The sequence below is a fragment of the Enterovibrio qingdaonensis genome (assembly GCF_028683135.1).
In the GTDB taxonomy this organism is placed as follows: domain Bacteria; phylum Pseudomonadota; class Gammaproteobacteria; order Enterobacterales; family Vibrionaceae; genus Enterovibrio; species Enterovibrio qingdaonensis.
Genome location: NZ_JAJUBB010000005.1, coordinates 71,044 through 96,730, shown reverse-complemented (window position 1 = coordinate 96,730; position 25,687 = coordinate 71,044). Strand labels below are relative to the sequence as shown.

The 25,687-nt window shown below is 47.5% G+C and carries 18 protein-coding genes and 5 tRNA genes; 3 read left to right on the top strand and 20 right to left on the bottom strand.

From position 1 onward, the window contains the following. Window positions 1–182: 182 nt before the first annotated feature. Window positions 183–521, top strand: coding sequence for a Grx4 family monothiol glutaredoxin (locus tag LRP49_RS08840; protein ID WP_274141701.1), 339 nt, complete (start codon window positions 183–185; stop codon window positions 519–521). 74 nt (window positions 522–595) lie between these two features. On the opposite strand, the gene LRP49_RS08835 is transcribed toward LRP49_RS08840, so the two are convergent. The 5 genes from LRP49_RS08835 to rnt form a co-directional block, all read right to left on the bottom strand. Beyond that, complete coding sequence (locus tag LRP49_RS08835; RefSeq protein WP_274141700.1) at window positions 596–1,918, bottom strand: Na+/H+ antiporter family protein; 1,323 nt, start codon at window positions 1,916–1,918, stop codon at window positions 596–598. A 187-nt stretch (window positions 1,919–2,105) separates the two neighbouring features. Continuing rightward, complete coding sequence (locus tag LRP49_RS08830) at window positions 2,106–4,496, bottom strand: VolA/Pla-1 family phospholipase (protein ID WP_274141698.1); 2,391 nt, start codon at window positions 4,494–4,496, stop codon at window positions 2,106–2,108. A 33-nt stretch (window positions 4,497–4,529) separates the two neighbouring features. Beyond that, the gene (locus LRP49_RS08825) at window positions 4,530–5,780 is read right to left on the bottom strand and encodes an outer membrane protein transport protein (RefSeq protein WP_274141695.1); all 1,251 of its coding nucleotides are present in this window, start codon (window positions 5,778–5,780) and stop codon (window positions 4,530–4,532) included. Window positions 5,781–6,229: 449 nt separating this feature from the next. After that, the gene (locus LRP49_RS08820) at window positions 6,230–7,549 is read right to left on the bottom strand and encodes an outer membrane protein transport protein (protein ID WP_274141694.1); all 1,320 of its coding nucleotides are present in this window, start codon (window positions 7,547–7,549) and stop codon (window positions 6,230–6,232) included. Window positions 7,550–7,830: 281 nt separating this feature from the next. Then, window positions 7,831–8,499, bottom strand: coding sequence for a ribonuclease T (rnt, locus tag LRP49_RS08815; protein ID WP_274141692.1), 669 nt, complete (start codon window positions 8,497–8,499; stop codon window positions 7,831–7,833). Between the two features lie 166 nt (window positions 8,500–8,665). On the opposite strand from rnt, the gene motY reads away from it, so the two are divergent. After that, a complete protein-coding gene (motY, locus tag LRP49_RS08810; protein WP_274141690.1) occupies window positions 8,666–9,553 on the top strand; it encodes a flagellar protein MotY in 888 nt (295 codons plus the stop codon). Window positions 9,554–9,637: 84 nt separating this feature from the next. Here motY and LRP49_RS08805 read toward each other — a convergent pair whose 3' ends face one another. The 15 genes from LRP49_RS08805 to LRP49_RS08735 form a co-directional block, all read right to left on the bottom strand. After that, on the bottom strand, window positions 9,638–12,541 hold the full coding sequence (locus tag LRP49_RS08805; RefSeq protein WP_274141689.1) for an HD domain-containing phosphohydrolase: 2,904 nt from the start codon (window positions 12,539–12,541) through the stop codon (window positions 9,638–9,640). Window positions 12,542–12,753: 212 nt separating this feature from the next. Continuing rightward, complete coding sequence (locus LRP49_RS08800) at window positions 12,754–15,654, bottom strand: HD domain-containing phosphohydrolase (RefSeq protein ID WP_274141688.1); 2,901 nt, start codon at window positions 15,652–15,654, stop codon at window positions 12,754–12,756. A 193-nt stretch (window positions 15,655–15,847) separates the two neighbouring features. After that, complete coding sequence (gene gloA / locus LRP49_RS08795) at window positions 15,848–16,258, bottom strand: lactoylglutathione lyase (RefSeq protein ID WP_274141687.1); 411 nt, start codon at window positions 16,256–16,258, stop codon at window positions 15,848–15,850. A 104-nt stretch (window positions 16,259–16,362) separates the two neighbouring features. Then, window positions 16,363–17,004 (bottom strand): endonuclease III, encoded by a 642-nt coding sequence (gene nth, locus LRP49_RS08790; RefSeq protein WP_274141685.1) that lies wholly within the window; start codon window positions 17,002–17,004, stop codon window positions 16,363–16,365. 23 nt (window positions 17,005–17,027) lie between these two features. Next, complete coding sequence (locus tag LRP49_RS08785; RefSeq protein ID WP_274141684.1) at window positions 17,028–17,720, bottom strand: electron transport complex subunit E; 693 nt, start codon at window positions 17,718–17,720, stop codon at window positions 17,028–17,030. Further along, window positions 17,717–18,349, bottom strand: coding sequence for an electron transport complex subunit RsxG (gene rsxG, locus LRP49_RS08780; RefSeq protein ID WP_274141683.1), 633 nt, complete (start codon window positions 18,347–18,349; stop codon window positions 17,717–17,719). The genes LRP49_RS08785 and rsxG overlap by 4 nt, the downstream gene beginning before the upstream one ends. Continuing rightward, entirely contained in the window at window positions 18,346–19,407 is a 1,062-nt protein-coding gene (gene rsxD / locus LRP49_RS08775) for an electron transport complex subunit RsxD (RefSeq protein ID WP_274141682.1), read from the bottom strand. The genes rsxG and rsxD overlap by 4 nt, the downstream gene beginning before the upstream one ends. Window positions 19,408–19,409: 2 nt before the next feature. Continuing rightward, window positions 19,410–22,046: an electron transport complex subunit RsxC gene (gene rsxC / locus LRP49_RS08770; RefSeq protein ID WP_274141681.1), complete on the bottom strand. Its 2,637-nt coding sequence runs from the start codon at window positions 22,044–22,046 to the stop codon at window positions 19,410–19,412. Beyond that, complete coding sequence (gene rsxB, locus LRP49_RS08765; protein ID WP_274141680.1) at window positions 22,043–22,627, bottom strand: electron transport complex subunit RsxB; 585 nt, start codon at window positions 22,625–22,627, stop codon at window positions 22,043–22,045. The genes rsxC and rsxB overlap by 4 nt, the downstream gene beginning before the upstream one ends. Then, window positions 22,627–23,208: an electron transport complex subunit RsxA gene (gene rsxA / locus LRP49_RS08760; RefSeq protein ID WP_274141679.1), complete on the bottom strand. Its 582-nt coding sequence runs from the start codon at window positions 23,206–23,208 to the stop codon at window positions 22,627–22,629. The genes rsxB and rsxA overlap by 1 nt, the downstream gene beginning before the upstream one ends. Before the next feature lie 315 nt (window positions 23,209–23,523). Further along, window positions 23,524–23,599, bottom strand: a tRNA-Asn gene (locus LRP49_RS08755). A 41-nt stretch (window positions 23,600–23,640) separates the two neighbouring features. Then, window positions 23,641–23,716: transfer RNA gene (locus LRP49_RS08750), tRNA-Asn, on the bottom strand. 69 nt (window positions 23,717–23,785) lie between these two features. Then, window positions 23,786–23,861, bottom strand: a tRNA-Asn gene (locus tag LRP49_RS08745). A 41-nt stretch (window positions 23,862–23,902) separates the two neighbouring features. After that, window positions 23,903–23,978 (bottom strand) — tRNA-Asn (locus tag LRP49_RS08740). A 142-nt stretch (window positions 23,979–24,120) separates the two neighbouring features. Continuing rightward, window positions 24,121–24,196, bottom strand: a tRNA-Asn gene (locus tag LRP49_RS08735). Window positions 24,197–24,869: 673 nt separating this feature from the next. Between LRP49_RS08735 and LRP49_RS08730 the strand changes: the two genes are divergently transcribed. Further along, a complete protein-coding gene (locus LRP49_RS08730; protein WP_274141677.1) occupies window positions 24,870–25,637 on the top strand; it encodes a class II aldolase/adducin family protein in 768 nt (255 codons plus the stop codon). The last annotated feature ends 50 nt before the right edge of the window (window positions 25,638–25,687 follow it).

Below are 25,687 nucleotides of genomic sequence, written 5' to 3'. Positions count from 1 at the left end.
CCTGTAGGCTGACGTATCTACTTATAGGCTGACTGCGGAATAGTTTAGCAAGTTTTTACTTTATTAAAAGAATAATTTTAAAAAAATAGAGGGAATTTGCCCCTACAAACTTTAGGCGTTTTTTTCCGAGCATTTCCCAGTTAGAATCGACGTAATCATCACACTTTGTGTTCGAGGAAGTAATGGAAACTATTGATAAAATCAAACAGCAGATCGAAGAAAACGCAATTCTGCTATACATGAAAGGTTCGCCTAAGTTGCCAAGCTGTGGCTTCTCTTCTCAGGCAAGCCAAGCTCTGATGGCGTGTGGTGAGAAATTCGCATACGTTGATATCCTGCAAAACCCAGATATCCGTGCTGAGCTGCCAATTTATGCTCAGTGGCCAACTTTCCCACAACTGTGGATTGATGGCGAACTGATCGGTGGTTGTGACATCATTCTGGAAATGTTCCAGAAAGGCGAACTTCAGCCAATGATCAAAGAATCGGCAGCACGACGTGACGCCGCTGAAAACGAATAAGTTTTCGAGCAATATAGAAAAAGCCGCTGATTTCAGCGGCTTTTTTGTCTCTGGTAATCAGTAATCACACAGCGTTACAGTGTCATTGCTGCCAACCAACCAAACGCGATAAGCGGCAGGTTGTAGTGGATAAAGGTTGGAACAACCGTATCCCAAATATGCTCGTGTTGACCATCACTGTTAAGACCTGACGTAGGGCCTAAGGTCGAGTCAGATGCTGGAGAGCCTGCATCACCCAACGCAGCAGCAGTACCAACGAGTGCAATGGTCGCCATTGGTGAGAAGCCAAACGCTAATGCCAGTGGAACATAAATGGTTGCAATGATTGGAATGGTCGAGAAAGATGAACCAATACCCATGGTAACCAACAGGCCAACAACCAGCATGAGTAGTGCAGCAAGTGGTTTGTTGTCGCCAATGCTTGATGATAGCGAGGCAACCAGTGTTTCAACGCCGCCTGTTGCTTTCATCACAGCCGCAAAGCCTGCTGCTGAAATCATAATAAAGCCGATCATCGCCATCATGTGTACGCCGCGAGTGAAGACGTCGTGTGAGTCTTTCCACTTGATGACACCACCAAACGTAAACACCATAAAACCCGCCAATGCGCCAACTATCATGGAGCCTGTGTAAAGCTGTGCGCCGAGAGTCACAATAATGGCAATCACCGCTACCCATATGTTCCAAGGTTTGAATTCAGCTTTCTCTGGCTCAGCGGCTAGGATCAGTTCTTCCGAATATTCACGGGGCTTACGGTAGCTGAAAAATACCGCCATAAGGACACCAAATACCATTCCCGCAGCGGGCAATAGCATTGCGTGCGGTACTTGGCTTGCAACTACATCCAAGCCATTATCGTGCAGGTTTTTCAGCAAGATATTGTTCAGGAAGATCCCGCCAAAACCAATCGGCAACACCATGTAGGGTGTGATCAAACCAAATGTTAGAACACATGCAACCAGACGGCGGTCCATCTTGAGTTTTGCAAATACATGCAAAAGAGGTGGAATAACAATAGGGATAAAAGCAATGTGCACAGGAATGGCATTTTGTGAAGAAATCGCCAGCAGACCCAACACAACGAGCACTGAGTATTTGAGTGCGGCAGACCCTTTTGCACTGTCTCGGCCATTAAGTTTACGGATAACTGATTGCGCTAGCAGGTCGGTGATACCCGAGCGGCTGATAGCAACGGCAAAGGTACCAAGCATGGCATAGCTCAACGCGATGGTTGCACCACCCCCTAAGCCACCTTCGAACGCTGAAATGGTATCGGGTAAACTCATGCCACTCACGATACCGCCAAGAATGGCACTAAAAGTCAACGCGACAACGACATTAACTCGTAAGAGAGCTAACAACAGCATCACGCAGACGGAAACGACTACTGGATTCATTACTTCTTATCCCTACAAAACTCGCCCAATCCCGGCGAAAAAACGTCCTAAAAAGATTGATGTCACAAAAAAACACAGTTTGCGCGTTTTTTTTACATTGTCGAGAGGAATTTAACGGAAAGAGAAAAAAAGAAGAAGGCCTACGCAAATAGGCCTTCGAAGCAGGGATAAAGCGGGCTACAGCCCTTTATTGGGAGGTGGAAAGGATGCTGCTGTCACCGACAACAAGTGTTTTACCATCGCCATTAATAAAAGACGCAATTTGGTCCAGCATTTCTGTATTGGCATTGCCGCTTGGGGATGTATTCAGTAGTGAAGAATGTCCGCCTTCAGTGAACAGCAGTGCACTTTTGACCGTTTGGCCGCTCACTGACGCTGTAGTGGCGTCTAAATCTAAAGGTTCGATAAGCGGTAGCGTGCCTCCTGACGGAGAGTAAATCTCGTAAACTGTGGAGTTTGCGCGAATAGGTGTATTTTCTTTCAACGCATTCGGAATGGTTTCATCGCCCGCCACAGAAGACATGTAGACGGGAATGTTGCTGCCGATTGAGCCTGCGTGATTGATGGGGTCTACCGAATCTAACACAATCTGAGCGGCAACAGCGTATTGTCCAAATGCGTCATAAGCTGGCTGTAACGCTGCATCAGGTGAATTCGTTTGAAACACCGAGAAACAGGTTTTTAAATCATTAGACAGCCCATTTTGCTGGCAAAAGCCCGCAAATGTTTGATTTGCACCGGCTAACAAGCTTCCTTTTACGAAATCGCCAAAGAACCCTGAGTTGAGCAGCAGATAAGGAATGCCCGCCCCCGGGTTAGCAAGTGCCACAGCATTGATGTTGAAAAGAAAGGTATCTGCAGTTGGGTTATTCACTGAACGGTTTGCAACATTCCCAACGTCAACGCCAGTGATTGCACCCAGAGAGTGGCCAACAAAGGCGACGCCTTTATCAGGGTCTAGGTTGCCAAGCGGTGCGGCAAGGGTTCCGCCTTGTTTTAGCAGCGCAAGAATACGCCCGATGGATGCGCGCAGGTTGATGACGTCAATCGCACTTTGTCTCAGGTTATCACGTGCAACAGGCAGAGCAGCGAGGTTGAGATAAACAGCGGCGCTGCCTGTCGTCGCGCTCAATTGTTCGGATATAGCTCGCTCACCGTGAAGTGGGTGATCAATGGCGAAAATAGCGACGCAGTTATCACCGATAAGGCCATCAGCACCGATGCCGCCGTTATCAGTAAGTGTTTCTTTTTTCGATGTAATGCCATGTTGGAAAATGACGGCTCGCATCTTGGCGCCGTTGGCACAGTTCGCTGATTTAGGTACGACCAGCATCACGGGTACATCTTCCACTGAACGCAGCATAGGCACAGGACTGTAGCGGGTAACAAGACGCTCGGCATCAAGCTGACTGCCGTCAGCTTTGGTTAGGGTTGCGCCGACAAGTTTCGGCAACACGTCAGCCTGTGTTTGAGGGTCAGTCGCAACTGTCGCTAACTGGGATTGCGAAATACCCAGCGCAGTTAGTTGACTTAACACAGCCGCTTTGTCGTCTGTTGTACCGCTTGAAAGGATGTTAGTGATGGCCGCTAAGCTTGGCATGCCACTTTTCCAAGGAGTCGATGAGAAAGTGCCAGCTTCTTTGCTTAAGAAGTATGGCAGTTTTACCGAAAGGGCAATAACTGTGTTGCCTGCGCTCGTTTGGGTAGGTGTAACAGCTTGAGCCGTGATGGAAAACAGGGCGTCTAGCTCTGCAGATGTGACTGAGCTACTTATGGCAGAACCTTTCCAAACTGATGATGCACCTTGATCGATTGCAAACGCGGTGGCTTGTTTTGCACCGTAGAGGACATCACCTGCTGATGCCGTGGTAAACCAAGTGGAAAAGATAATGTCTTCAGCAGGAACCCCTGCTTTGTTGAACTCGCTTTCCACCGTGCGAGTGATCGCTTGAGCGGGCTTCAGCGCATCACTGGGTGGCGCCGCTTTGTCTTTTAACAAGGCATACGAGCGTGTCATACCAACGCTTGCCCCTGTGACATCTTTTAGGTCATTGGTAATGGCAAACATGTATTCTGCGGCTGGATTGAGTGGCTTTTTCAGGGAAACCGTCAGCGTTTTTCCACTGGCACTCACGGAGTAGTCTTGGTTCTCTTTGAGTAACGTGGGGGTTACGGTGCTCGACGATGCAGTTGGGTTGATACTTGCCATCAAACGAAAGCCTTGGCTTGCTGTTGACGGGTCGAGATCGTTACCGGTGAATGACACGCTGATGGGTGATTGCGTTCCCCAACCGTCGGTTTTCCCCGTCGCAACCAGAGGATCGGAAATATCTGTCGAGTAAGCACTGCTTCCTACCGTTCCTTCGGAAGCCAGCGTACCGTCATGCGTATCAACGGCAATGAAACTAGGTGTGACGACCACGGGCTTTTTTGCCAAGAGATCGAAGTTTACTTTCGTTGGTGCATTGAGACTGTCAGTAACACCGGGATCTAGAGTGGGCTCACCGGAAAGGCTGGAGTCATTACATGCCGACAAAAGGGCGGCAGAAACCATCATGGCTAAAATTTTCGTTTTCATAAAACGCCTCATGAACTGCTAATCGATGAAAAATTAAAAGGTGTAGTTAGCCTGCATGGCATAAACCAAGGCGTTTCCTGAACTATCGAAGGTTTCTCCGTCTTCCGTGAACGTACCGGATTGGCTGTCAATGAGCGTAAACCCTGCATCGAAGGAGAGGTCACTGTTGTACTGATAGGTGGCTCCAATGGAGTACCAGTAGCGATCGGTATCTGGAATGCTGAGGGTGGCTTTACCCGCTTGCTCATCAAAGGCAAACCCTGCTCTGACAATCCAGTCATCATTGAGGTTATGTGTCACACCCAGCGACCAGCGAAGGGCATTCTCGTAGTGCTCTTCTTTTAAGAAGCAAATACCTGCACCGTCTGATGAGTTACATTGTGGGTTGGTTGCTCGGAGTTCTTTAAATTGACTCCACTCTGTCCATAACACGCTGTAGTGAACCGCCCATTGAGGATCCACTTGATGGAAGCCAGAGAATTCAAAGGTGGCGGGAAGGACGGCTTCAAGTTTACCTGTCAATGTGGTTCCCGCTGGTAATCCAGCAGCAAGGCCTCTGTGATCGGTGAAGTCGCCGTCGAAGTCGAGTGTGACTTCAGAGCGATACGCGAAGCCAAATCGGTTTTTGTCATCAAGGGCATACAGTGCGCCAATGTTCCAGCCAAAGCCAAAGGTGTCGCCTTCCATGGTGATGAGCTTGTCTGATGCACTGGCTCCAGGCAGCAACCTTGCATTTAGACCTAAATGGCGATTCAACTCAGCAATGCCGTAAACGGCACTGAGACCGACACCTAAGCTCCATTGTTCTGTAGCCTGCCAAGCGACACTTGGGTTGAACGTCACGCTGACGAGAGACGTATCACCGGCAGAGCTGCCCTGATTGAAATCATCCGGGTAATCGGTCGCGACCCCATAGCCAGTGAAGAGAGCCACGCCCCATGAAAATTGGTCGTTGATAGGGGAGATGTAGTACGAGGCGGGCACGATGGCATAAGGTGCAACGTCTTTTGCTGATTGCTCCCTAGAAGGGCCTGTGTGTGAAACGTCGACATTTGGGTCAATAAAGCTGATGACGCCAGATGTCGTTGCACGTTCAAACAGTATTCCCGCCGCTGGGTTGCGCGCCAACACTGACGCATTGTCAGCGACCGCGGCTTCTCCCGCAAAGGCGCGACCTAATCCGCTGGCCGAATGCTCTGATACCTGATAGCCCGCACTCCAAGCAAGGGAAGAAGTACACGCTACTGTGATTGCAATTGCCGTCTTTAAAAATTTTTGTGACATACCGCCTCTCTGTCCGTTAGAGATGTCCGTTGGGATACAGGTGTAAATTATTGTTTTAGTGTGTTTTAAAGATGAGACGCAGCGAGAGAGTGACTCACGTTTTATCTGGTCGGATCTTTTCGCTGAGTAATATGGCACGCAACACTGGAATGTTAAATAGCTGTTAAATTGGTGTATTTGACGGAATTTAATGCCGGAATGGAGTACGGAAAGGAAAACTGTTGTTTGAAGTAATTACTCAAATTTGGAAATGCAGTTGTTGATTGCATTGTTATTAGTGAGTTATCTGATTCTGTTAGAATTTGTAGATATAAACGCGCGTTTGAAAACTGAGTTTTGTGCTCTTGTGCTTGTCCGTCACGGGTTTATCAGGAAAATTTTGCTTCTGTGAGGGAAATAAAAAAGCCGACTGCAAAGAGTCGACTTTTTCTTGTTAATGAAACAAATGATTAGAATGTGTAATTCGCGCTAATCGAGTAGATATAGGCGTCACCACCTGCTTCAAAGGTGAACGTTGTTCCGCTTTCTGTTTCGCTTCCTGTCACAGAGTCTCCGTTAAGGTAAGCGAAGCCGCCATCAATGGTTAGATTGTCCGATGCGAGATACGTTGCACCGATGGTGTACCAGTTACGTTCTGTATCAGGAATACTCAATGTACGGTGTGAATCTGGTACTGGGCTTTCATCAATCGCGAAGCCTGCTCGAAGCGTCCATTCGTTGTTCAAATAGTGTGTTGCACCGATGGCATAACGCCAACTGTCGTCCCATTTCTCGTCTTTTTGCAGACAGATCCCTGCTCCAGCCGTGCTGGTACATGATGAACTGGTTGCCTTCAACTCTTGAAATGAGCTCCAGCCAATGCGCATGGCACTATAATGGACAGCCCATTTAGGTGCCACTTTGTGATAGCCAGAAAACTCGAGGATGTCCGGTAAGTTCAGCTCTAATTCACCCGGCACTGTTCCGCCAGTGAGTACGCTTTGCGCGTTAGATGTTCCTCGGTAGTCGCCATCCAACGTGATGTCAGTTTCCGAACGATAGGACAGACCTAAACGGTGCTTTTCATTGATTTCCCAGAGAACGCCCGCATTCCAGCCAAAGCCCCAGCCATCACCTTTTATGTTTGTCACTTCATCGGTTGGCGATGTTATACCCAGCGCAGATAAGGTACCTGCATTCGCACCATACACTGCGGCACCCGCATTACGAACCAGAGAAGCGTCGGCATAAACCGCATTCAAACCAAACCCTAAGCTCCATTGAGGCGTAATTTTATAGGCGTAGTTGACGTTAAAGTCGATGGTGGTTAATTCGGTTTGTCCGGCTATGACGCCAGCGGCAGAATCAGAAGGGTATTCGGTTGCAAGGCCAAAGTTTGAGAAGACAGATACGCCGAGGGCGGATTTGTCATCAAGAGGCCTTACGTAATGAACATTTGGAACGATAGCATCAGGTGCGACGCCACTATGTTCATTCGAAGTATTTGGGATTGCCGACGCAGGATTGCTGCCGACGGTATTCACTTTCGCATTCACATCCGGCTGAATAAAGGAAATGCCCCCAGAGAGTTGTGCTGAGTCGAACATGGTCATGGCTGCAGGGTTACGCACTGCGACAGCTGCGTTGTCTGCAATGGCTGCTTCCCCTGCGAATGCGCGGCCTAGGCCACTGGCGGAATGCTCACTAATTTGGAATCCGGCACCGTGTGCTTGAAAAGTTGCCAGCGCAATCGCTGCGGATAGTAGGGTGCGGTTGGTTACACGTTTCATCAATCTTGCCTCTCTGTCACTGCCTTTGTTTTTTCCGCTACCACATAGCCCTGTATCAATCACGCTATAGCGGTTCAGTTTTAAGAGTATATTCGGCTTTTTCGTGAATGTGACGGATTTGTTATCAATAGTTTGCGCGAGATCTACAATGGTATGACCACTAAAATATCACTAATTCATACTTATGTTTGAAACGAATGTTTGAATACTGAGAGGGAGTGAGCGGAATGCCTTGATTTTATTGGCATCCCGCAAAGAGTCTTGAAGGGAGAAAGCGGTTTTTAATCAGAACTTTGTTCGGATTCTTCTTCAGGCGAAATAACGGGCCAACCGCCCAATTTTTTCCATTTGTTAACAATCTCACAGAATAGTTCTGCAGTTCGTTCTGTATCGTAGAGTGCCGAATGCGCTTCACGATTATCAAATGCGATGCCCGCCGTTTTACATGCCTTCGCTAAAACAGTTTGTCCAAGTGCTAATCCACTTAGCGCGGCGGTATCAAATGTTGCGAATGGGTGGAAAGGGTTTCGTTTTAGGCTTGCTCGGTCTGCTGCTTCCATTACAAAGCTGTGATCAAAGTTTGCGTTGTGTGCAACCATAATGGAGCGCTGACAACCTTGTGCCTTTTGCTCTTTTCGAATGAGCTTGAAGATTTCTTTTAGTGCGTGCTCTTCACTGACAGCACCGCGCAATGGACTGAATGGGTCTTTGATACCATTAAACTCCAGAGCTTCTTTTACAAGGTTGGCTCCTTCGAACGGCATGACATGAAAATGCAGGGTTTTATCGGGTGAAATCCAACCTTCTTCGTCCATCTTTAAAGTGACGGCACAAATCTCCAGCAATGCGTCAGTTTTGGCATTGAAACCTGCAGTTTCAACATCAATAACCACAGGGAAGTAGCCACGAAATCGCGCTTTTAAGGTGTTTAGGTTGGTTTCTTGGGTCATATTTGAGCAACTCATTAAAATCAGGCGTGCATTATGTCAGAAGCTGCTGTCTTTTTCATTTTCTTGTTGGGCCGATGATTATTACAATTACCATTAAAGAAGTCGGTGTGCCGACCGATAAATCTAATAACCCATTTAGCCAAAGACACAGGAGCTTACCCAGATTATGAAAAGCGCGATCCGCCATACGCTTCTTCCTCTGTGTATTGCAGCTGCACTCACTCCTTTGTCTGTGAATGCGAGCAAGTATTACGGTGCCAAGCCGACTGAATCAGTATGGCAGGTAAAAGTGGATACGCCGATTGAGTGTCGAGTCCAGCATGTAATTCCTAACTTTGGACTGGCGACGTTTACATCTCGCGCCAGCAAGAAAATCAATTTAGATTTTGAGTTAGAAATGCGCCGACCTATGGGGCAAACCGAAAATGTTGCCTTGCTGTCTAAACCGCCTGTTTGGACCCCTGGCGAGCCTGCTGAATACATTGACCGTTTGCGATTTTACAAACAGTTTGATGGGTATGTTGACGGCCAGACTGCTTGGAGTATGTTGGCAGAGTTGGAGTCGGGGCGTTTACCAACATTCAGTTTTCGCGAGTGGCAAAGTCGCGGGAAGCGCGTAGAAGTGGCTCTGTCACCTGTTGCGTTCCAACCTTCTTATAATGAGTTCAGCAATTGCTTATCGCGCCTTTTGCCTTATTCGTTTGAAGATATTGCATTTACAACGCTGCACTACGACGAAAACGGCGATGAGTTAAATAAGCAGTCCATGGCAAAACTCGCGCAGATTGCAGAGTTTGTTCGTTACAGCCCTGATATCGATTTGGTCCTTATGGCGACATACACTGACACCCGTGGCGCAAAAGCGGCCAACCAACGGATGTCGGAAAAACGCGCGCAAAAACTTGAAGAGTATTTCATGTCTCTTGGGTTACCCAAAAACCGCATACAGGTTGAAGCTTACGGGGAGAGGCGTCCAATTGCTGTAAATGAAACACCGATTGGGCGAAATAAGAACCGGCGCGTGGTGATATCGCTCGGACGAACCATTATATAACCTCGCGGTAGCTAACGGTAAAAAGCCCCTTTGCAAGGGGCTTTTTGTTATTTTGGGGTACCATTTTAGAGGAAGGGGAAACCGCTATACTGGCGTTTCCTCTTTATTTGGTATCGGTGGTGTGGCTATCGCAAGTAGTGCCTCTTCATTGACTGCGTCATGTTGAGATGGCGGTAAGAACGTATCTGCATAGCGTTGATAAACTTTCTGCTTAATAAATACATGGAACAGTGCTGGGTCTATATGCTTATCTTTTGCCATGAATGCCAGTATTTTTAGTGCTTCACTTAATGTCTTGGCTTTCTTGTACGGTCTGTCACTGGCTGTTAGTGCTTCAAAGATATCAGCGACGGCCATAATTCGCGCGTCGACAGACAGTGACGCTTCATCAAGTCCATATGGGTAGCCTTTTCCATCAAGCTTTTCGTGGTGCCCGCCTGCTATCTCTGGCACATTTCGTAAATGATTGGGATAAGGCAGCTTTCTGAGCATCTTGATAGTTTGAATGATGTGATCATTAATGATGAATCGTTCTTCATCATTTAGTGTTCCGCGCTGGATTGAGAGGTTATATAACTCTCCGCGATTGTGCTGTAGCTCAGGAATTTTCAGACTGAACTCCCAATTATGGAATGCCTCTTTTTGTTGTTCAAGCCAAGGTATTTGATGATCAGTTTTATCATCTAGTACACGTTCAACAGCCGGTAGCACAGTGTCACCGCGATTGGCTCGTCTGGCTGTTTCCTCCCAAGAAAGGCCTAATGAGTCATCGATGGTGCGTACCCATGTCCTTTTCGAAATTTCATCTAAGCGAACAAGGTTGCTGTCATCCATAAACTCACCGCCAACATTACATTTGGCGATAAACGCAAAGTCTTCATCGAGTTTTTGTTGCGTTGTACCCAGCCACTTTCGCCATATCCTTTCGTCTTCGCCTTCAAATCGTTTTTGCCAGTAAGTGATTTCGGCATCGCGTTTCAACACTTCGAAACGTGTTCTGATTTCGTGAATCCTGTTGTAGATGGTTTCCAATTTGGTGGCTTTGTCGACCACATACTCGGGTGTTGTGACCTTTCCACAGTCATGCAGCCAAGAGGCAAAATATAGCGCTTCTTGGGATTGTTCATCGAGTGAGAACTCAGGGAACCGTTCTTTATCTTTGTCGACTTCTTCTGCGAGCATAAATGTCAGTTCAGGCACTCGTTGACAGTGGCCACCTGTATAAGGGGACTTTGTATCAATTGCAGATGCAATCATTTCGATAAACGATTTAAAAAGATGCTTTTGGGCAGAAACGCGGTCCCAGTTTTCCTTGATTAGTGAGGCGAACCCTAAAAATTGCTGAATAAAGTGGATTTTGTCTTCTTGCTCTTTTGTTGGGCAGTCATGGAAACCAAGAAGCACACAGCCAACATTTTCACGATCACGGTTGTAAAGCGGAAGCAGCCAAGCATGCTTTATGTCCGCTGGAAAATGGCTGCGCTGTATGTCTGTTTCTGACGGTGTAAAGCGAAAGAACGCTTGTCCGCTTAGTGCGTTAGCAATTTCGGGCGAATCATCAAGCAATTTAGCCATATTGATCTCACTTTCCTGGCTGTTAGCTGGATGATGCGCAATCAGGGCTAAGGCGTCTTCTTGTTCTGCGGGCTTGGTCCATAAGTGCACCGTGTCAGCACCAACAGTTTGATGGCAATGACATACGATATCGGACATCAACGCATCGAAGTTATTACTGTTGGAAACACGGTGGAGCGTATCAAGGAAGCTTCCGATTGTTTCTGACATCAGCTCTACTGACTCGGACAGTTCGCGCACTTCAACAATGTTTGAGGTCGGGGTGTCTACAGAGGAGAAATCTAAGCGTCGGATGTTTTGCGTTGCAAGACCTAGCTGCTTCAAAGGGGTAGCTATTTTACGAGAAGCACAAAGTACCATTAGCGTGCCAATGAGTAACCCAAACGCACTGATGATGATTTGGTTGTTTCTTGCTTCAATTGCACTGCCAATCAGTGCTGTTTCTGGAATCGCTTTTGCCAGCCAAAGGCCTCTTTCTCCGCCAAAAGTGATGTGGACTAAATTCAGCACCCAGGTTTGCCCGTCGTGTTCGACTTTTTGGTTGTTCTCTTCCCATTGGGGGCTAGCGAAAAAGGTATTCAGCGGGGATTTAGCAAGAGCATCAAGATAAAGCTGTTGGCTCGATCCTGTGGACATGGAGGGTAGAAAGCCTGTATGGGCAAAGATGCGTTTTTTGTCATCGAGTAGCATCAATTGCGTGGATGGAGAGTCCATAAGCGCATTGAGATAATTCTCTAGAGAGGCGATGGTAATGTCTGCTGCAAGGACGCCATCTCCAGAGGGCAGTTTGCGGCTAAGTGTGATGCCCATTCGTTGAATAAACTGGTAGAAGTAGGGGTCAGTAACATGAATGTTGCCGTCTTTCGGGGCGGCGGTGTACCAAGGACGCGATGTAGGCGAGTACTCGATGGCATCGATAGCAGTATCTATGTGGCTTAAGTCTGCATCATAGTAAGTGCGAATTTGCCGACCTGACGCCATGTTGATATCCACCATAATGTGGCTGTTGTCTGGCGTTGAAAATTGCTCTTTCATAAAGCGTGGTTTGGTAGATCGAATAAAAGCTGAGCTTTCATCAGGGTAGCCAAGGTAAACAGTTAGCACGTCTGGATTGCGTGTCATGATGGCATCGATGGTTGAAATCCAAAGCTTGTTGTTCGCCGAATAGAGTGTTTTTCCGAAGCTAGAAGCAGCTAAGGTGTCGAGTGATGTCACAACGGGGGAGACCAAGTTCTGGAATGAGGCTTTAATTTGTTCCGCATTTTGAACGGCACGTTCTGAGGCTAGCTGCTCATTCAGTGCTTTTGAGTTGTGATAGCTCAATATAATTAGGATGAAAGAAAGTGCCGAGACGACAACAAAGAAAATACCAGCAATATGGATTTGGAGTGTGTAATGTTTCTTCGGGAGCATGCGTCTTGTCTTAAAAGTAAGATGTTACTTAGAGACTATTAGATCTAAAAATTTTCAAGATATTTACATTCATGCCTATGAATTTCATCACGTAAAACAATTTCACGCTGAGTTAAGCCTCGAACTTTTGAAAAGAAATACCTGTCTGTTTTTCTCGTCTAACGGATGAAACAGTACGTACGAATAGATAAACGTGAACACTTGAGTTTTCCTTATACTTTTGTGGTGTTTTGCGCCTTGTCGGCGGCAAATACAAGGTTAAGCAGCGCATCTTCGTCAACATCATCATGCTGCTGTTGAGGTAAATGATCATCTGCATACTTCAGATAGATTTTCTGCTTTATGAAAAGCTCAAACAACTTAGGGTCAACGTGTTTGTCCTTGGCCATGAAAGCCAAGATCTTGAGAGCTTCACTGAGTGTTTTCGCTTTTTTGTAAGGTCTGTCGCTCGCGGTTAGTGCTTCAAAGATATCGGCGATAGCCATAATTCGTGCATCAATGGGCAGCTCACTTTCATTCAACCCGTAGGGGTAGCCTTTGCCGTCCAGTTTTTCATGGTGCCCACCTGCGATTTCAGGGACGCGTTTCAGGTGCTCTGGGTAGGGCAGTTTTCTAAGCATAAGGATGGTTTGGATGATGTGATCGTTGATGCGGAAACGCTCTTCATCATTCAGAGTGCCTCTGCGAATACTCAGGTTATAAACTTCTCCGCGATTGTATTGCAAAAACGGAGCAGGTAATTTGAACTCCCAATTATCAAAGTATTTGCGTTGCTCTGTCATCCAGTGGATCTGATGATCTATTCGGTCAACGAGTAGCTTCTCTTCGCAAGGTAGTGATCTGTCGTGCCTTCTATTCCTGCGTTCTTCCTCTTCCCACGACAAGCCAAGTGAATCATCAAGTGTGCGTGTCCATGTTATTTCGCTGATCCGGTTGAGCCTTTCTATAGAAGCATCATCCATGAATTCACCCCCAATATTACATTGGGCAATAAACGCAAAATCATCGTCTAAGTGCTGGTGGGTCTGTTGCAGTGTTTCCCAATCAACATCCGAGGTTTCTCCACGACTTTTTTTCCGCCAATAGTCTATTTCGGCGTCACGCTTTAATACTTCAAAGCGCATTCTGATTTCGTGGATACGGTTGTAAATGGTTTCGAGCTTGGTGGCTTTATCGACCACATATTCGGGGGTCGTTACTTTTCCGCAATCATGAAGCCACGCTGCAAAGTATAAGGCTTCGCGTGACTTTTCATTTAACGAGAAGTGAGGGAACGATTCATCGTCGTTACTGACCGCTTCGGCAATCATAAAGGTCAACTCTGGCACACGTTGACAATGACCCGCAGTATAAGGTGATTTTGTATCGATAGCTGAAGCCATCAGCTCAATGAATGACTTAAAGAGGTTTTGTTGGGCTGCAATATGGTCCCAGTTTTCTTTGATGAGCGAAGCAAAGCCAAGGAACTCCTGAATAAAGGCAATTTTTTCCTCTTGCTCCGCAGAGACTTTGTGGTTGAAACCGATAAAGACATAACCGACGCATTCTTTGTCTCTGTTATGAAGAGGCAGCACCCATGCTCTTTCGAGTTCCGCGGGTAAGCAACACTGGTTCTTTATTTCTTCGTTTGGAGAGAAGGTATAGAAACGCTGGCTGTCGAGAGCTTCTGCCATGTCTGGCAGTATGCTCAGCAAAAGGGAAATATCGATGGTGGTTTCGCTGATCTCTTCAGGAAAGTGGGTCACAAGAGAAAGCTGGTTTCGATCATCCATGTCTGCTGCCCACATAAGGACATAATCCGCGCCTGATGTTTTTTGGCAATGAGACACCATATCTGCCAAGAGCGATTCGAAATTCTGGCTATGGGAGACTCGGTGGAGTGTGTTTAAAAAATCACCGATGGTTTCAGACATCACGCTGATTGAGTCAGACAACTCTCGCACTTCTTGAATTGTTGATTCGGGCGTTTTAACGCCAGTAAAGTCGAGGTTTCTAATGCGCTGTGTGGCTTGGTTGAGCAATCTCAAAGGTGTTGCAATACGTCGCGATGCCCAAAGGATCAGAATCATTCCGATACCCAGAACCACAAAGCTGATGATTATTTGGTTGTTTCTGGCTTCAAGGGCCGTTCCAATCAATTTATTCTCTGGAATAGCGGTTGCTAACCATAAGCCATTTCCCTGCCCAAAGGCGACATTTACCAGTGTAATGCGCCACAACACGCCTTTATGGGTCAAGGTTTGTGAGGATTCCGACCAGTTCTCAGACGTGAAAATAGTGTTCAACGGGGTATTTTTAATTGCCTTCGTATAGGTATCTTGTGATGTGTTCTCTGCAGCATTCTGCATGATGCCGTTTTGCGCAAGTATGGTGCCATTGTCATCAACAAGCAGTACTTGAGAGTCCTCTGAGAAAGGCAGTGATGTTAGGAAAGCATTGAGGGATGCGAGCGTAATGTCGGCTGCCAGAACACCGCCATTTTCTGGAATGCGTTTAGAGATTGTAATTCCCATCCGCTTTATAAACAGATAGAAATAGGGGTCAGTAATATAAATCGAACCATCATGCGGCGTATCTTTGTACCATGGCCGCGTCGTGGGTAAATACGAGATTTTGTCGGTTTTTTCTGCGATATATTGAAGCTTGTCGTCGTAGTAGGTTCTGACTTGATTGCCATTGCTCTGGTTGATATCGACCATGATGTGTGAGTTGTCTGGCGTTGAGAACTGGTCACGCATAAATGCAGGTCGCGTTGAGCGAATAAATGCGGAGCTTTCATTTTCATACCCGACATAGATCGATAGTACGTCAGGGGAAACATCCATGATGGCATTGACGGAAGCAAGCCAGTTTTCGTCGTTAGACGCGTCGAGTGTATGCCCAAAGTCTGACACAGCCAGCGTTTCCAACGCAGTGAGAACGGGGGTGATTTTCTTATCAAAAGCCAGTTTAACCTGTTCAGCATTTTGCGAGGTACGCTCTCTCGCAAGCTGCTCATTTAATGCTTTTGAGTTCTGATAACTGAGGATGATCAGTATCAGTGAAAGCACAGAGACGACGATGAAAAAAATGCTGGCGATGTGCAGTTGTAGCGTGTTCTTTTTACGGAGCATGAAGGCATAGTCTTGTTATTGCGACAATACAATAAGCCTATCAGAGATAATTGATTTTGAAGGATGAACTCGGGAAATGTGAAGGGGGCTTAAATCAGAAAGAAACGACTTGCAGTATGTCGTATTGATAATTATGTATATAGCGATATGCAAATGGAAAGCGCCGCAATGTTTACGGCGTTTCCCATGGGGATTAGTTGCCTAAACCCTCTGATGCGCTTTTGTTTTGAATAAGCTCAATTTTGTAGCCATCAGGGTCTTCAACAAATGCGATTTCCGTTGAGCCACCTTTAACTGGGCCAGGCTCACGTGTGATATTGCCACCCGCTGCGCGAATGACATCACAGGTGCTGTAAATGTCGTCGACGCCAATCGCGATGTGACCGAATGCAGTACCTTGTTCATACTCGGTAGTGCCCCAGTTGTAGGTGAGTTCGATAACCGCACCTTGCGATTCGTCACCGTAACCAACAAATGCTAGCGTGTATTCGAACTGCTCATTCTCGTTTTTACGTAGAAGTTGCATACCCATCACGTCGGTATAGAAAGCAATTGAACGGTCCAAATCGCCAACGCGAATCATGGTGTGAAGAATACGGCTCATGACATGCTCCTTTAATATGTCTGTATGATTTATACCCAAGCAACCTGAAAACTGACCCATCAGGTTGTTTGGGTATAGAAAAAGCCACCTTGGGTGGCTTTTGTTTATTCGTCTGGATAGACCTTGTCTTTAAATTCGCAAAGATCTTCGATGATGCAACTACCACAACGAGGCTTTCGCGCCACGCAGGTATAGCGACCATGCAAAATCAGCCAATGGTGAACGTCTACTTTAAATTCTTTAGGGACGACTTTGAGAAGTTTTTCTTCCACTTGGTCGACATTTTTGCCCATCGCAAATTTTGTACGATTGGATACGCGAAAAATGTGGGTGTCGACGGCAATTGTTGGCCAGCCAAATGCGGTGTTTAGTACAACATTTGCTGTTTTACGCCCAACGCCTGGCAAGGCTTCAAGTGCTTCCCGATCCTCGGGTATCTCGCCACCATGCTTGTCGATTAAAATCTGACAGGTTTTGATGACGTTTTCTGCTTTAGAATTAAATAAGCCAATGGTTTTAATGTAGTCTTTAACACCTTCCACCCCTAAAGCGAGAATGGATGCAGGGGTGTTAGCGACTGGGTATAGCTTGTCAGTGGCTTTATTTACACTGACATCTGTCGCTTGTGCAGACAGCAATACTGCAATGAGTAACTCAAACGGTGTACTCCAGTTCAACTCTGTCTGCGGATGTGGATTCTCCGCGCGCAAGCGCTCCAGTATTTGGACTCGTTTTTCGTTATTCATTGCTCTTCCATTGAATTGAATTGTTAGTCTGTTGATGTCACGCGGGCACGTTCAATCACGACTTTTTCTTTTGGCTGTTTCTTCGCTTGGTGCTCGTCGAGGGCGTTTTTCGCGGCAATAAGAAAACCCACGGCTAAGAATGCGCCTGGTGGCAACAATGCCAGCAAAAACGCACTGTCGAAGTGGAAGATTTGTATTTTCAGACCTGCCGCCCATTCGCCGAGCAAGCGATCCGCGCCATCAAATAAGGTACCGTTTCCCAATACCTCTCGGATAGCACCAACTACGGTAAGTGATAGCGTAATGCCCAAGCCCATCCAGAAGCCATCAAGTACCGATGGCAGAGGAGTGTTTTTCGAAGCAAATGCTTCGGCACGACCAATGATTATGCAGTTGGTTACGATCAGCGGGATGAAGATCCCCAGAGACTGATAAAGGCCATATGCGTAGGCATTCATCAGCAGTTGAACGCAGGTTACCAGTGATGCGATGATCATTACGAAGATAGGGATACGTACTTCTTTCGGTACCCACTCACGTACTAGCGAAATAGTCAGATTCGAGCTGACAAGTACTAGCAGCGTAGCAAGACCCAAGCCCAAAGCGTTGACCACAGTAGACGATACCGCCAACAAAGGACAAAGGCCTAGCAATTGAACGAGCGTTGGGTTGTTGTTCCAAAGCCCGTTTTTCATTAATTCAATGTTTTGGCTCATGATGCATCTCCACAATCTTGTGGTTGTCTAACGATGGTATCGAGGTTTTCGCTTACGTACCATGCCGCTTTGCGCGCTGCGTTTACAACAGCACGAGGCGTAATGGTTGCGCCTGTAAATTGGTCAAATTGACCGCCATCTTTCTGCACGTGCCAGCGTTTGTCGTCAGCACTTTCAATTTTTTGGTTGTTGAACGACAGGGCCCAATCGGACACGCTCAGTTCAATTTTGTCACCTAATCCCGGTGTTTCGTTTTGGCTCAATACACGAAGACCCAGCACGGTTTTATTGGTGTCTACACCCACCAGAATTTTGATTGCGCCGTTGTAGCCGTCAGGTGCAATGGCTTCAATAGCGATCGCCGTTGTCTTGCCGTCTTTGGTTGCAATGTACGCTGGCATCGGTGACTTAGAACCCAGTTCGGGGCTGGTTACCATGGTGCAACTTTTGTAAAGCGGATTGTCATGCATCGACGTAGGGATTACTTGGTTCAATACGTTCAGCAGTTGCAGCCTTTGTTGTTCAGCAATGGTGTCTTTGGTTAGTGCATCGGTAATTGCAATCAAGCCAGTTGAAAGCAGGGCGACGAAAGCCAGAACCAACCCATTTTTTCTCATCGCGCGGATCATTTACTTTCCTTACTGTAACCGTATGTGGTTGGCTTGGTGTAGTAGTCAATCAAAGGCACGCACATGTTTGCAATCAACACGGAAAATGCCACACCGTCAGGGAAACCACCGAAAGTACGGATGAGGTAAACAAGCATGCCAATCATGGCACCAAATACCAGTCGACCTTTTGTCGTGGTGGATGCAGAAACCGGATCGGTTGCGATGAAAAATGCACCTAGCATGGTTGCGCCCGAAAATAGGTGCAATAGCGGAGACGCGACAGTATCTGGGCTGATAGCAAAACCTACCACGCTGAACACAAGCAGTGTTGCCAGCATCGCAACAGGGATTTGCCATTGAATCACTTTTAGTTTCAGCAACACAATACCACCTGCAAGGAACGCGAGGTTCACCCAGCCCCAGCCTAGGCCCGCAAAGGTGCCAAATACGGGCTCTTGAACGGCTTCTGTTACGGTTTTACCTGCCAGCAGTGCCGTTTTGACGGTGTCTAGCGGTGTCGCCATGGTGGTGCCATCAACAGCTTGTCGGAGTTGGTTGACGCTGAATCCATCAACGCTCAATCCTGTAAACACGGTTGACAGTCCATCCATAAAGCTTAACGGTTGCGCTAGCAGTGATGATGGCGGTAGCCACGTCGTCATTTGTACAGGGAAAGAGATCAGCAGAACAACGTAAGCCACCATCGCGGGGTTAAATGGGTTTTGTCCCAAGCCACCATAGAGATGTTTTGCGATAACAATAGCGAACAGAGAGCCAATCACCGCAATCCACCAAGGTGCAAAAGGCGGGATAGCAATGCCGATTAAAATCCCTGTCAGCAGGGCAGAGTTGTCCTGCAAGTAACGCTTAACAGGGCGACGACGCATAGCAACAATGGCGGCTTCTGCCACCATTGCTGTGATAGAGGCGATGAGCACTTGCAACAACACGCCCCAGCCAAAGAAGTAACACAGTGCCGCGATACCCGGAAGGGTACATAGGATCACCGTCATCATGATGTCTTTGGTGCTTCTGCGGTTATGACTATGTGGACTGCTGGCTAGAAAAAAGGCCACGATTACTCATCCTCGTTCTTGTTTTGCATTTGCGCTGCTTTACGCGCTTTTGCTCGCGCGACTGCAGCAGCGACAGCTGCTTTTTTCGGGTCTTCAATCACAGGCTCTTCCGCGGAAGGTTCTTCGATTAGCGGAGCTTGAACCTCAGTATTTTCGCTTTGGAGCTGTTTTGATTCGGCTTGCTGAGCAGCTTTACGCGCTTTTGCGCGAGCAACGGCGGCAGCGACAGCCGCTTTCTTCGGGTCTTCCTCAATAGAAGGATCAACCACATCAGCGGTATCTTGCGCTTCGGCCTGCTGAGCCGCTTTGCGTGCTTTTGCTCGGGCAACGGCGGCAGCGACGGCTGCTTTCTTCGGATCTTCCTCAGAAGATTCAACCACATCAGCGGTATCTTGCGCTTCAGCCTGCTGAGACGCTTTGCGTGCTTTTGCCCGGGCAACGGCGGCAGCGACGGCTGCTTTCTTCGGATCTTCCTGAGAAGATTCAACCATATCGGCGGTATCTTGCGCTTCGGCCTGCTGAGCCGTTTTGCGTGCTTTTGCACGGGCGACGGCAGCAGCGACAGCCGCTTTCTTCGGGTCGTTCTCGGAAGGCACTACAACATCAGCGGTATCTTGCGAGTCTACCTGTTGCGACGCTTTACGCGCCTTTGCGCGAGCAACTGCAGCCGCAACAGCAGCTTTTTTCGGGTCAGCATCAGACGACGCATTTTCTGTTGGCTCAACTGATTCAGCGTGTTCTGCCTTGCGAGCTTTCGCGCGAGCGATAGCCGCCGCTACTGCTGCTTTCTTCGCATCACCCTCGCTAGACTCGCTCGTTGGTGCATCGGCTTGTTGCGCTGCTTTTTTCGCTTTCGCGCGGGCAATTGCCGCAGCTACAGCATCTTTTTTGTCTGTTGTGCTGTCAGAAGGCGAAGTGTCTGTCGTCGCCTCTTTTTGTGCTTTTCGCTCTCTAGCAAGGCGTTTACGCTCCTCGCGAAGCTTGCTCATTTCACTGTTGTCGGGTTCAGAACTACCTGCAACAGCGGCTTCTGCTTGCTTCGCTTTCGCTTTCGCAATGGCCGCGGCAACGGCGGGTTTTATTGCTGCAACTGCGGAGCCTTGTTCGCCTTTCGCTTTAACTCGCGCAATAGCAGCGGCGATTGCGTCACCGTCACCGGATTTTTCCATTGCCTTACGGCGATTTTCAGCCGCTTGCTTATGTCGCGCTTCACGCTCTTTTTTATCGCGCTCTAAACGGGCTTTCTTCGCTTCGAAACGCTCGCGTGCGCGCTCGGCCGATTGATGTTCTGCATCCCGTGTACGAATTTCCGCTTTTGCTTGGCGATAGTACTGAACGAGGGGGATCTCACTTGGACAAACGTAAGCACATGCGCCGCATTCAATACAATCGAACAGGTTGTACTCTTCGCATTTATCGTAGTTTTGATCTTTCGCGTACCACTGAAGTTGTTGTGGCAACAAGGACGCAGGGCAGGCTTCTGCACAACTGCTGCATCGGATACACGCCATTTCGCCGTGGCTTGGCTCAATTTCGCGTTTGCTCGGTACCAGAATACAGTTGGTCACTTTTGTCACTGGGATCTGAGTGTGTGGCGCGGTAAAGCCCATCATTGGACCACCAATGATCACGCGTTCCAGTTTTTTGTCAGGCTGGTAGCCATGCTTGTCCAATAAGAAGCTGATTGGAGTGCCTAGCAAAGCCCAACGGTTGCTTTGCTCTTTTAGCGTGGTGCCCGTTAGTGTTACCACACGCTCGATAAGCGGCTCACCGTCAATCACTGCACGTTTGATAGCGAAAGCAGTACCCACGTTTTGAACCATGATGCCGATAGCAGCAGGAATGGCTTTGGTTGGTACTTCTTTACCCGTGACCAGTTTTATCAGTTGTTTCTCACCACCAGAAGGGTATTTGGTTGGTACAACCTGAACAAGGATGTCGTCTTTACCCATCACTGCCGTTTTGAGTGCTTCAATAGCTTCTGGCTTGTTATCTTCCAGTGCCACCACGGTTAGCTTTGGATTAACGATATGCTTGAGAATTTCTGCACCTTGAACGATTTCGTCTGCGCGCTCTTGCATCAGGCGATCATCCGCCGTGATGTAAGGTTCACACTCTGCCCCGTTCAAGATCAGTATTTCGGTCCTGTTATGCGCGGTTTGTAGTTTGCGCGCGGCAGGGAAACCTGCGCCGCCCATACCTGCGATACCCATGAGTCGGATATGATCGATAAGATCTTCTGGCGACTTGCTGAGGTAATCATCAACCGATGATTTTTCTGCCCACGTGTCTTCAAAGTCAGGGCGAATAACGATGCAGTTGTCTGTTAATCCAGAAGGGTGAGCAATGGTGCGCGCTTCGATCGCAACCACTTCGCCTGACGTCGGCGCATGGACAGGGCAGGCTTGCAGTACGTCTGACTTCGTCAGCGGCTGGCCTTTCAATACCTTGTCGCCAACGGACACCAAAAGCTGTCCGGTTGTGCCGATATGCTGCTTCAGTGGCAGTACAATTTCGCTTGGAATCTCAGCAGATTGTATAGTCTGTTGGTTAGACTGGTGTTTGTTTTCAGGTGGATGAACCCCACCATGGAAATCCCAGATCTGACCGTGTTTGATTTGTTCGATAAGGGTGATCATGCTTGTTTCACCCCGGCATTTTCATGGTCGGTCACTTGTACAACAGGGATCTGGTTAAGTTGCCATTTCCACGTTTCTGGCGTTGTTTGAACTGGGATCATCTCAATACAATCTGTCGGACACGGCGCAACACAAAGGTCACAGCCTGTACATTCATCTTTCAATACTGTGTGGATGGCCTTGGTGCTACCAATAATGGCGTCTACAGGGCACGCCTGAATACACTTGGTACAACCAATACAGTCGTCTTCACGAATAAAGGCGACGGTTTTTGCGCTCTTTTCTTCGTCGTGAGCAGACTCTGTGGCTTCCACGCCCATAAGGTCGGCGAGCTTCTCTATAGTCGCTTGGCCACCTGGAGGACACTTGTTGATCGCATCACCATTCGCGATGGCTTCTGCATAAGGACGGCAGCCGGGATAGCCGCACTGGCCACATTGGGTTTGTGGCAAAATCGCATCGACTTGGTCGACAATTGGGTCGGCTTCCACTTTAAAGCGGATAGACGCAAAGCCTAACAACACGCCAAATACGGCAGCCAAAATGGCTATAGCTGCTACCGCAATTAGAATTCCGCTCATTACAGTTTCACCAATCCAGTAAAGCCCATGAACGCCAGTGACATAAGTCCTGCGGTAATCATTGCGATAGATGCACCTTTAAATGGTGCAGGGACATCCGCTGCGGCAATGCGTTCACGCATCGCGGCGAACAGAATCAACACAAGTGAGAAGCCTGCTGCTGCACCAAAACCATAAATGATGGATTCGATAAAGTTGTGCTGTTCGTTGATGTTAAGTAGTGCGACACCCAGCACTGCACAGTTTGTCGTGATGAGCGGCAAGAATATTCCGAGCAGACGATAAAGGGTCGGACTGGTTTTATGTACCACCATTTCGGTGAACTGAACGACCACTGCAATGACCAAAATAAAGCTCAGGGTACGCAAGTAACCCAAGCCTAACGGTGCCAGAATGTAGGTTTCAACGAGGTAGGCACTTACCGATGCGAGGGTAAGCACAAATGTTGTCGCCAGGCCCATACCAATCGCGGTCTCAAGCTTTTTAGACACGCCCATAAATGGACAGAGGCCAAGAAACTTCACCAAAACGAAGTTGTTAACGAGGACGGTACCGACGAGAAGCAATAAATACTCAGTCATGCCATTCAATACAATTTTAAAGAGATCTTTATATTATCGGCGTTTGAGGCGGGTATAACAACAGATAGCAGGAAGGGTTTTTCACTAAATTTGCGATAGTGTATATAAATTGACCGATCTGGATTTCGATGTCACACAATGTCAAACAGACGGTAACATCAGTTTAGTGAGATACGGAGAGTAGATAACAAAAAACAGCCGAGGCTGATTTCCCTAAAAAAGCTCACATTGTGAGGCTTTACGGGGACGCCAAGTCGTGCCCGCCTGAATAACAGGCGAAAAAAAACCTAGCCCGAGGACTAGGTTTCTTAAAAGTGGCTCCCCCTGCAAGACTTGAACTTGCGACATACGGATTAACAGTCCGCCGTTCTACCGACTGAACTAAGGGGGAACAGATTTTGTTGATTCACCGCCTTAGCGATGTATCGAAAGTGGCTCCCCCTGCAAGACTTGAACTTGCGACATACGGATTAACAGTCCGCCGTTCTACCGACTGAACTAAGGGGGAACAGATTTTATTGATTCACCGCCTTGGCGATGTATCGTGTGACTCGTTCGTTGAACCAATCATCGAAAGTGGCTCCCCCTGCAAGACTTGAACTTGCGACATACGGATTAACAGTCCGCCGTTCTACCGACTGAACTAAGGGGGAACAGATTTTGTTGATTCACCGCCTTAGCGATGTATCGAAAGTGGCTCCCCCTGCAAGACTTGAACTTGCGACATACGGATTAACAGTCCGCCGTTCTACCGACTGAACTAAGGGGGAGCAGATTTTATTGATTCACCGCCTTGGCGATGTATCGAAAGTGGCTTCCCTGTATGACTTAACGGGGCCGCCTAGGCTTGCGACATATCGCGTAGCGACAATCTCAAGCGGATGACTCGTTCATTGAACCAATCATCGAAAGTGGCTCCCCCTGCAAGACTTGAACTTGCGACATACGGATTAACAGTCCGCCGTTCTACCGACTGAACTAAGGGGGAATCTCTCAAAGCGGGGCGAATCTTAGCTATCGTCTTTCTGGCTGTCAACCATTGAAATAGCACAAAATGCGGATTTTAAATCATCCGTTTAAAGTGCGATCAGATTTGGTTTCTTTTTTGTGCTACTGGCTAAATTAAAGGCAAAAAACATCGCGTAACTCCCGTTTTGGGCGGCATTGTTCATATTCACGGTCGAGCGACGTCTTTATTCATTCCGATTTGTGTTTTTGGGCACCTGACTTAAGTTGGTTAAAGTTTGACCTCGCGTAAGGGTTGACGACGATATCAAGCGCGTTGCAGCGACAGAGGTCGATGAATTATTACGCTAAAACTTTGTGATGAAGGTCTCATTGAGCGAAATCGTGTGTATTCAGTCGATTTGATGGACATTTTTTCAGAATTGGATTGACATTTAAAAAGTCTTTCAGGGTTTGGCGTTGACAATGTTACCCACAAAATCTGTGGATAAGTGTGTTAATCATCAAATTTGGATCCTTATTTTGAAGGGATATCCACTGAATGTGTTTGAGAAGGCAACGACTTTACCTCTGTTTTGTATTTTTTAATTCACTTCGGTGTTATTTGCAGACTCCCCCTGTTTTCTGTAAGGATGATTGCGAACTGCCCATAAATAAGACAAGCTGAAAAAAAGACAACGCGTAAGGATGCGACAATGATTGAATTATCTAACACGTCATTGAAGGACAAGGTTTCGCCGGAAGAGTGGGAGCGACGTGTCGATTTGGCAGCTTGCTACCGCTTGGTCGCGCATATGGGCTGGGATGATCTCATTTACACGCATATCTCTTTACGTATACCGGGTACTGATACGTATCTGGTTAATGCGTTTGGCGTGGCATTTGATGAGGTGACGGCTTCGAATTTGGTGAAGGTCGACCTCGATGGCAATATTCTTGACGACTCACCTTTTACGATTAACCCCGCCGGTTTCACCATTCACAGTGCGATTCACGAGGTTCGGCCGGATGCGCACTGTGTTATCCATTTGCATACCAATGAAACCATCGCTGTGGCGAGTCAAAAAGAAGGTCTCAAACCTCTTAGCCAGTACTCCATGTTTTCGTTGTCTTCGCTTTCTTACCATGGCTACGAAGGACTTGCAGTAAACGATGATGAAAGAAAGCGTCTGCAAGAGGATTTAGGTACGACTAATCATATGTTACTGGTAAACCACGGTGGGCTAACACTTGGTCCAACGGTAGGTGACGCATTCATGCGTTTCTATGATATGCAACGGGCATGTGAAGTGCAGTTAATGCTGCAGTCTGCGGGTCAAGAAATTATTCCCGTTCCGCAGAGTATTCAGGACAATATTTATGCACAGGCGAATGTTGTGCATTCTGGCAGTACGGGTGGGCAGAAGGCTTGGCCGTCTCTATTAAGAAAAGCGTGGCGATTAGACCCCAGTTTTATGGAATAAATCGGGCAGTAAGAAAACCTGTCTGAATAAAAGACGAAATGGAGAACAAG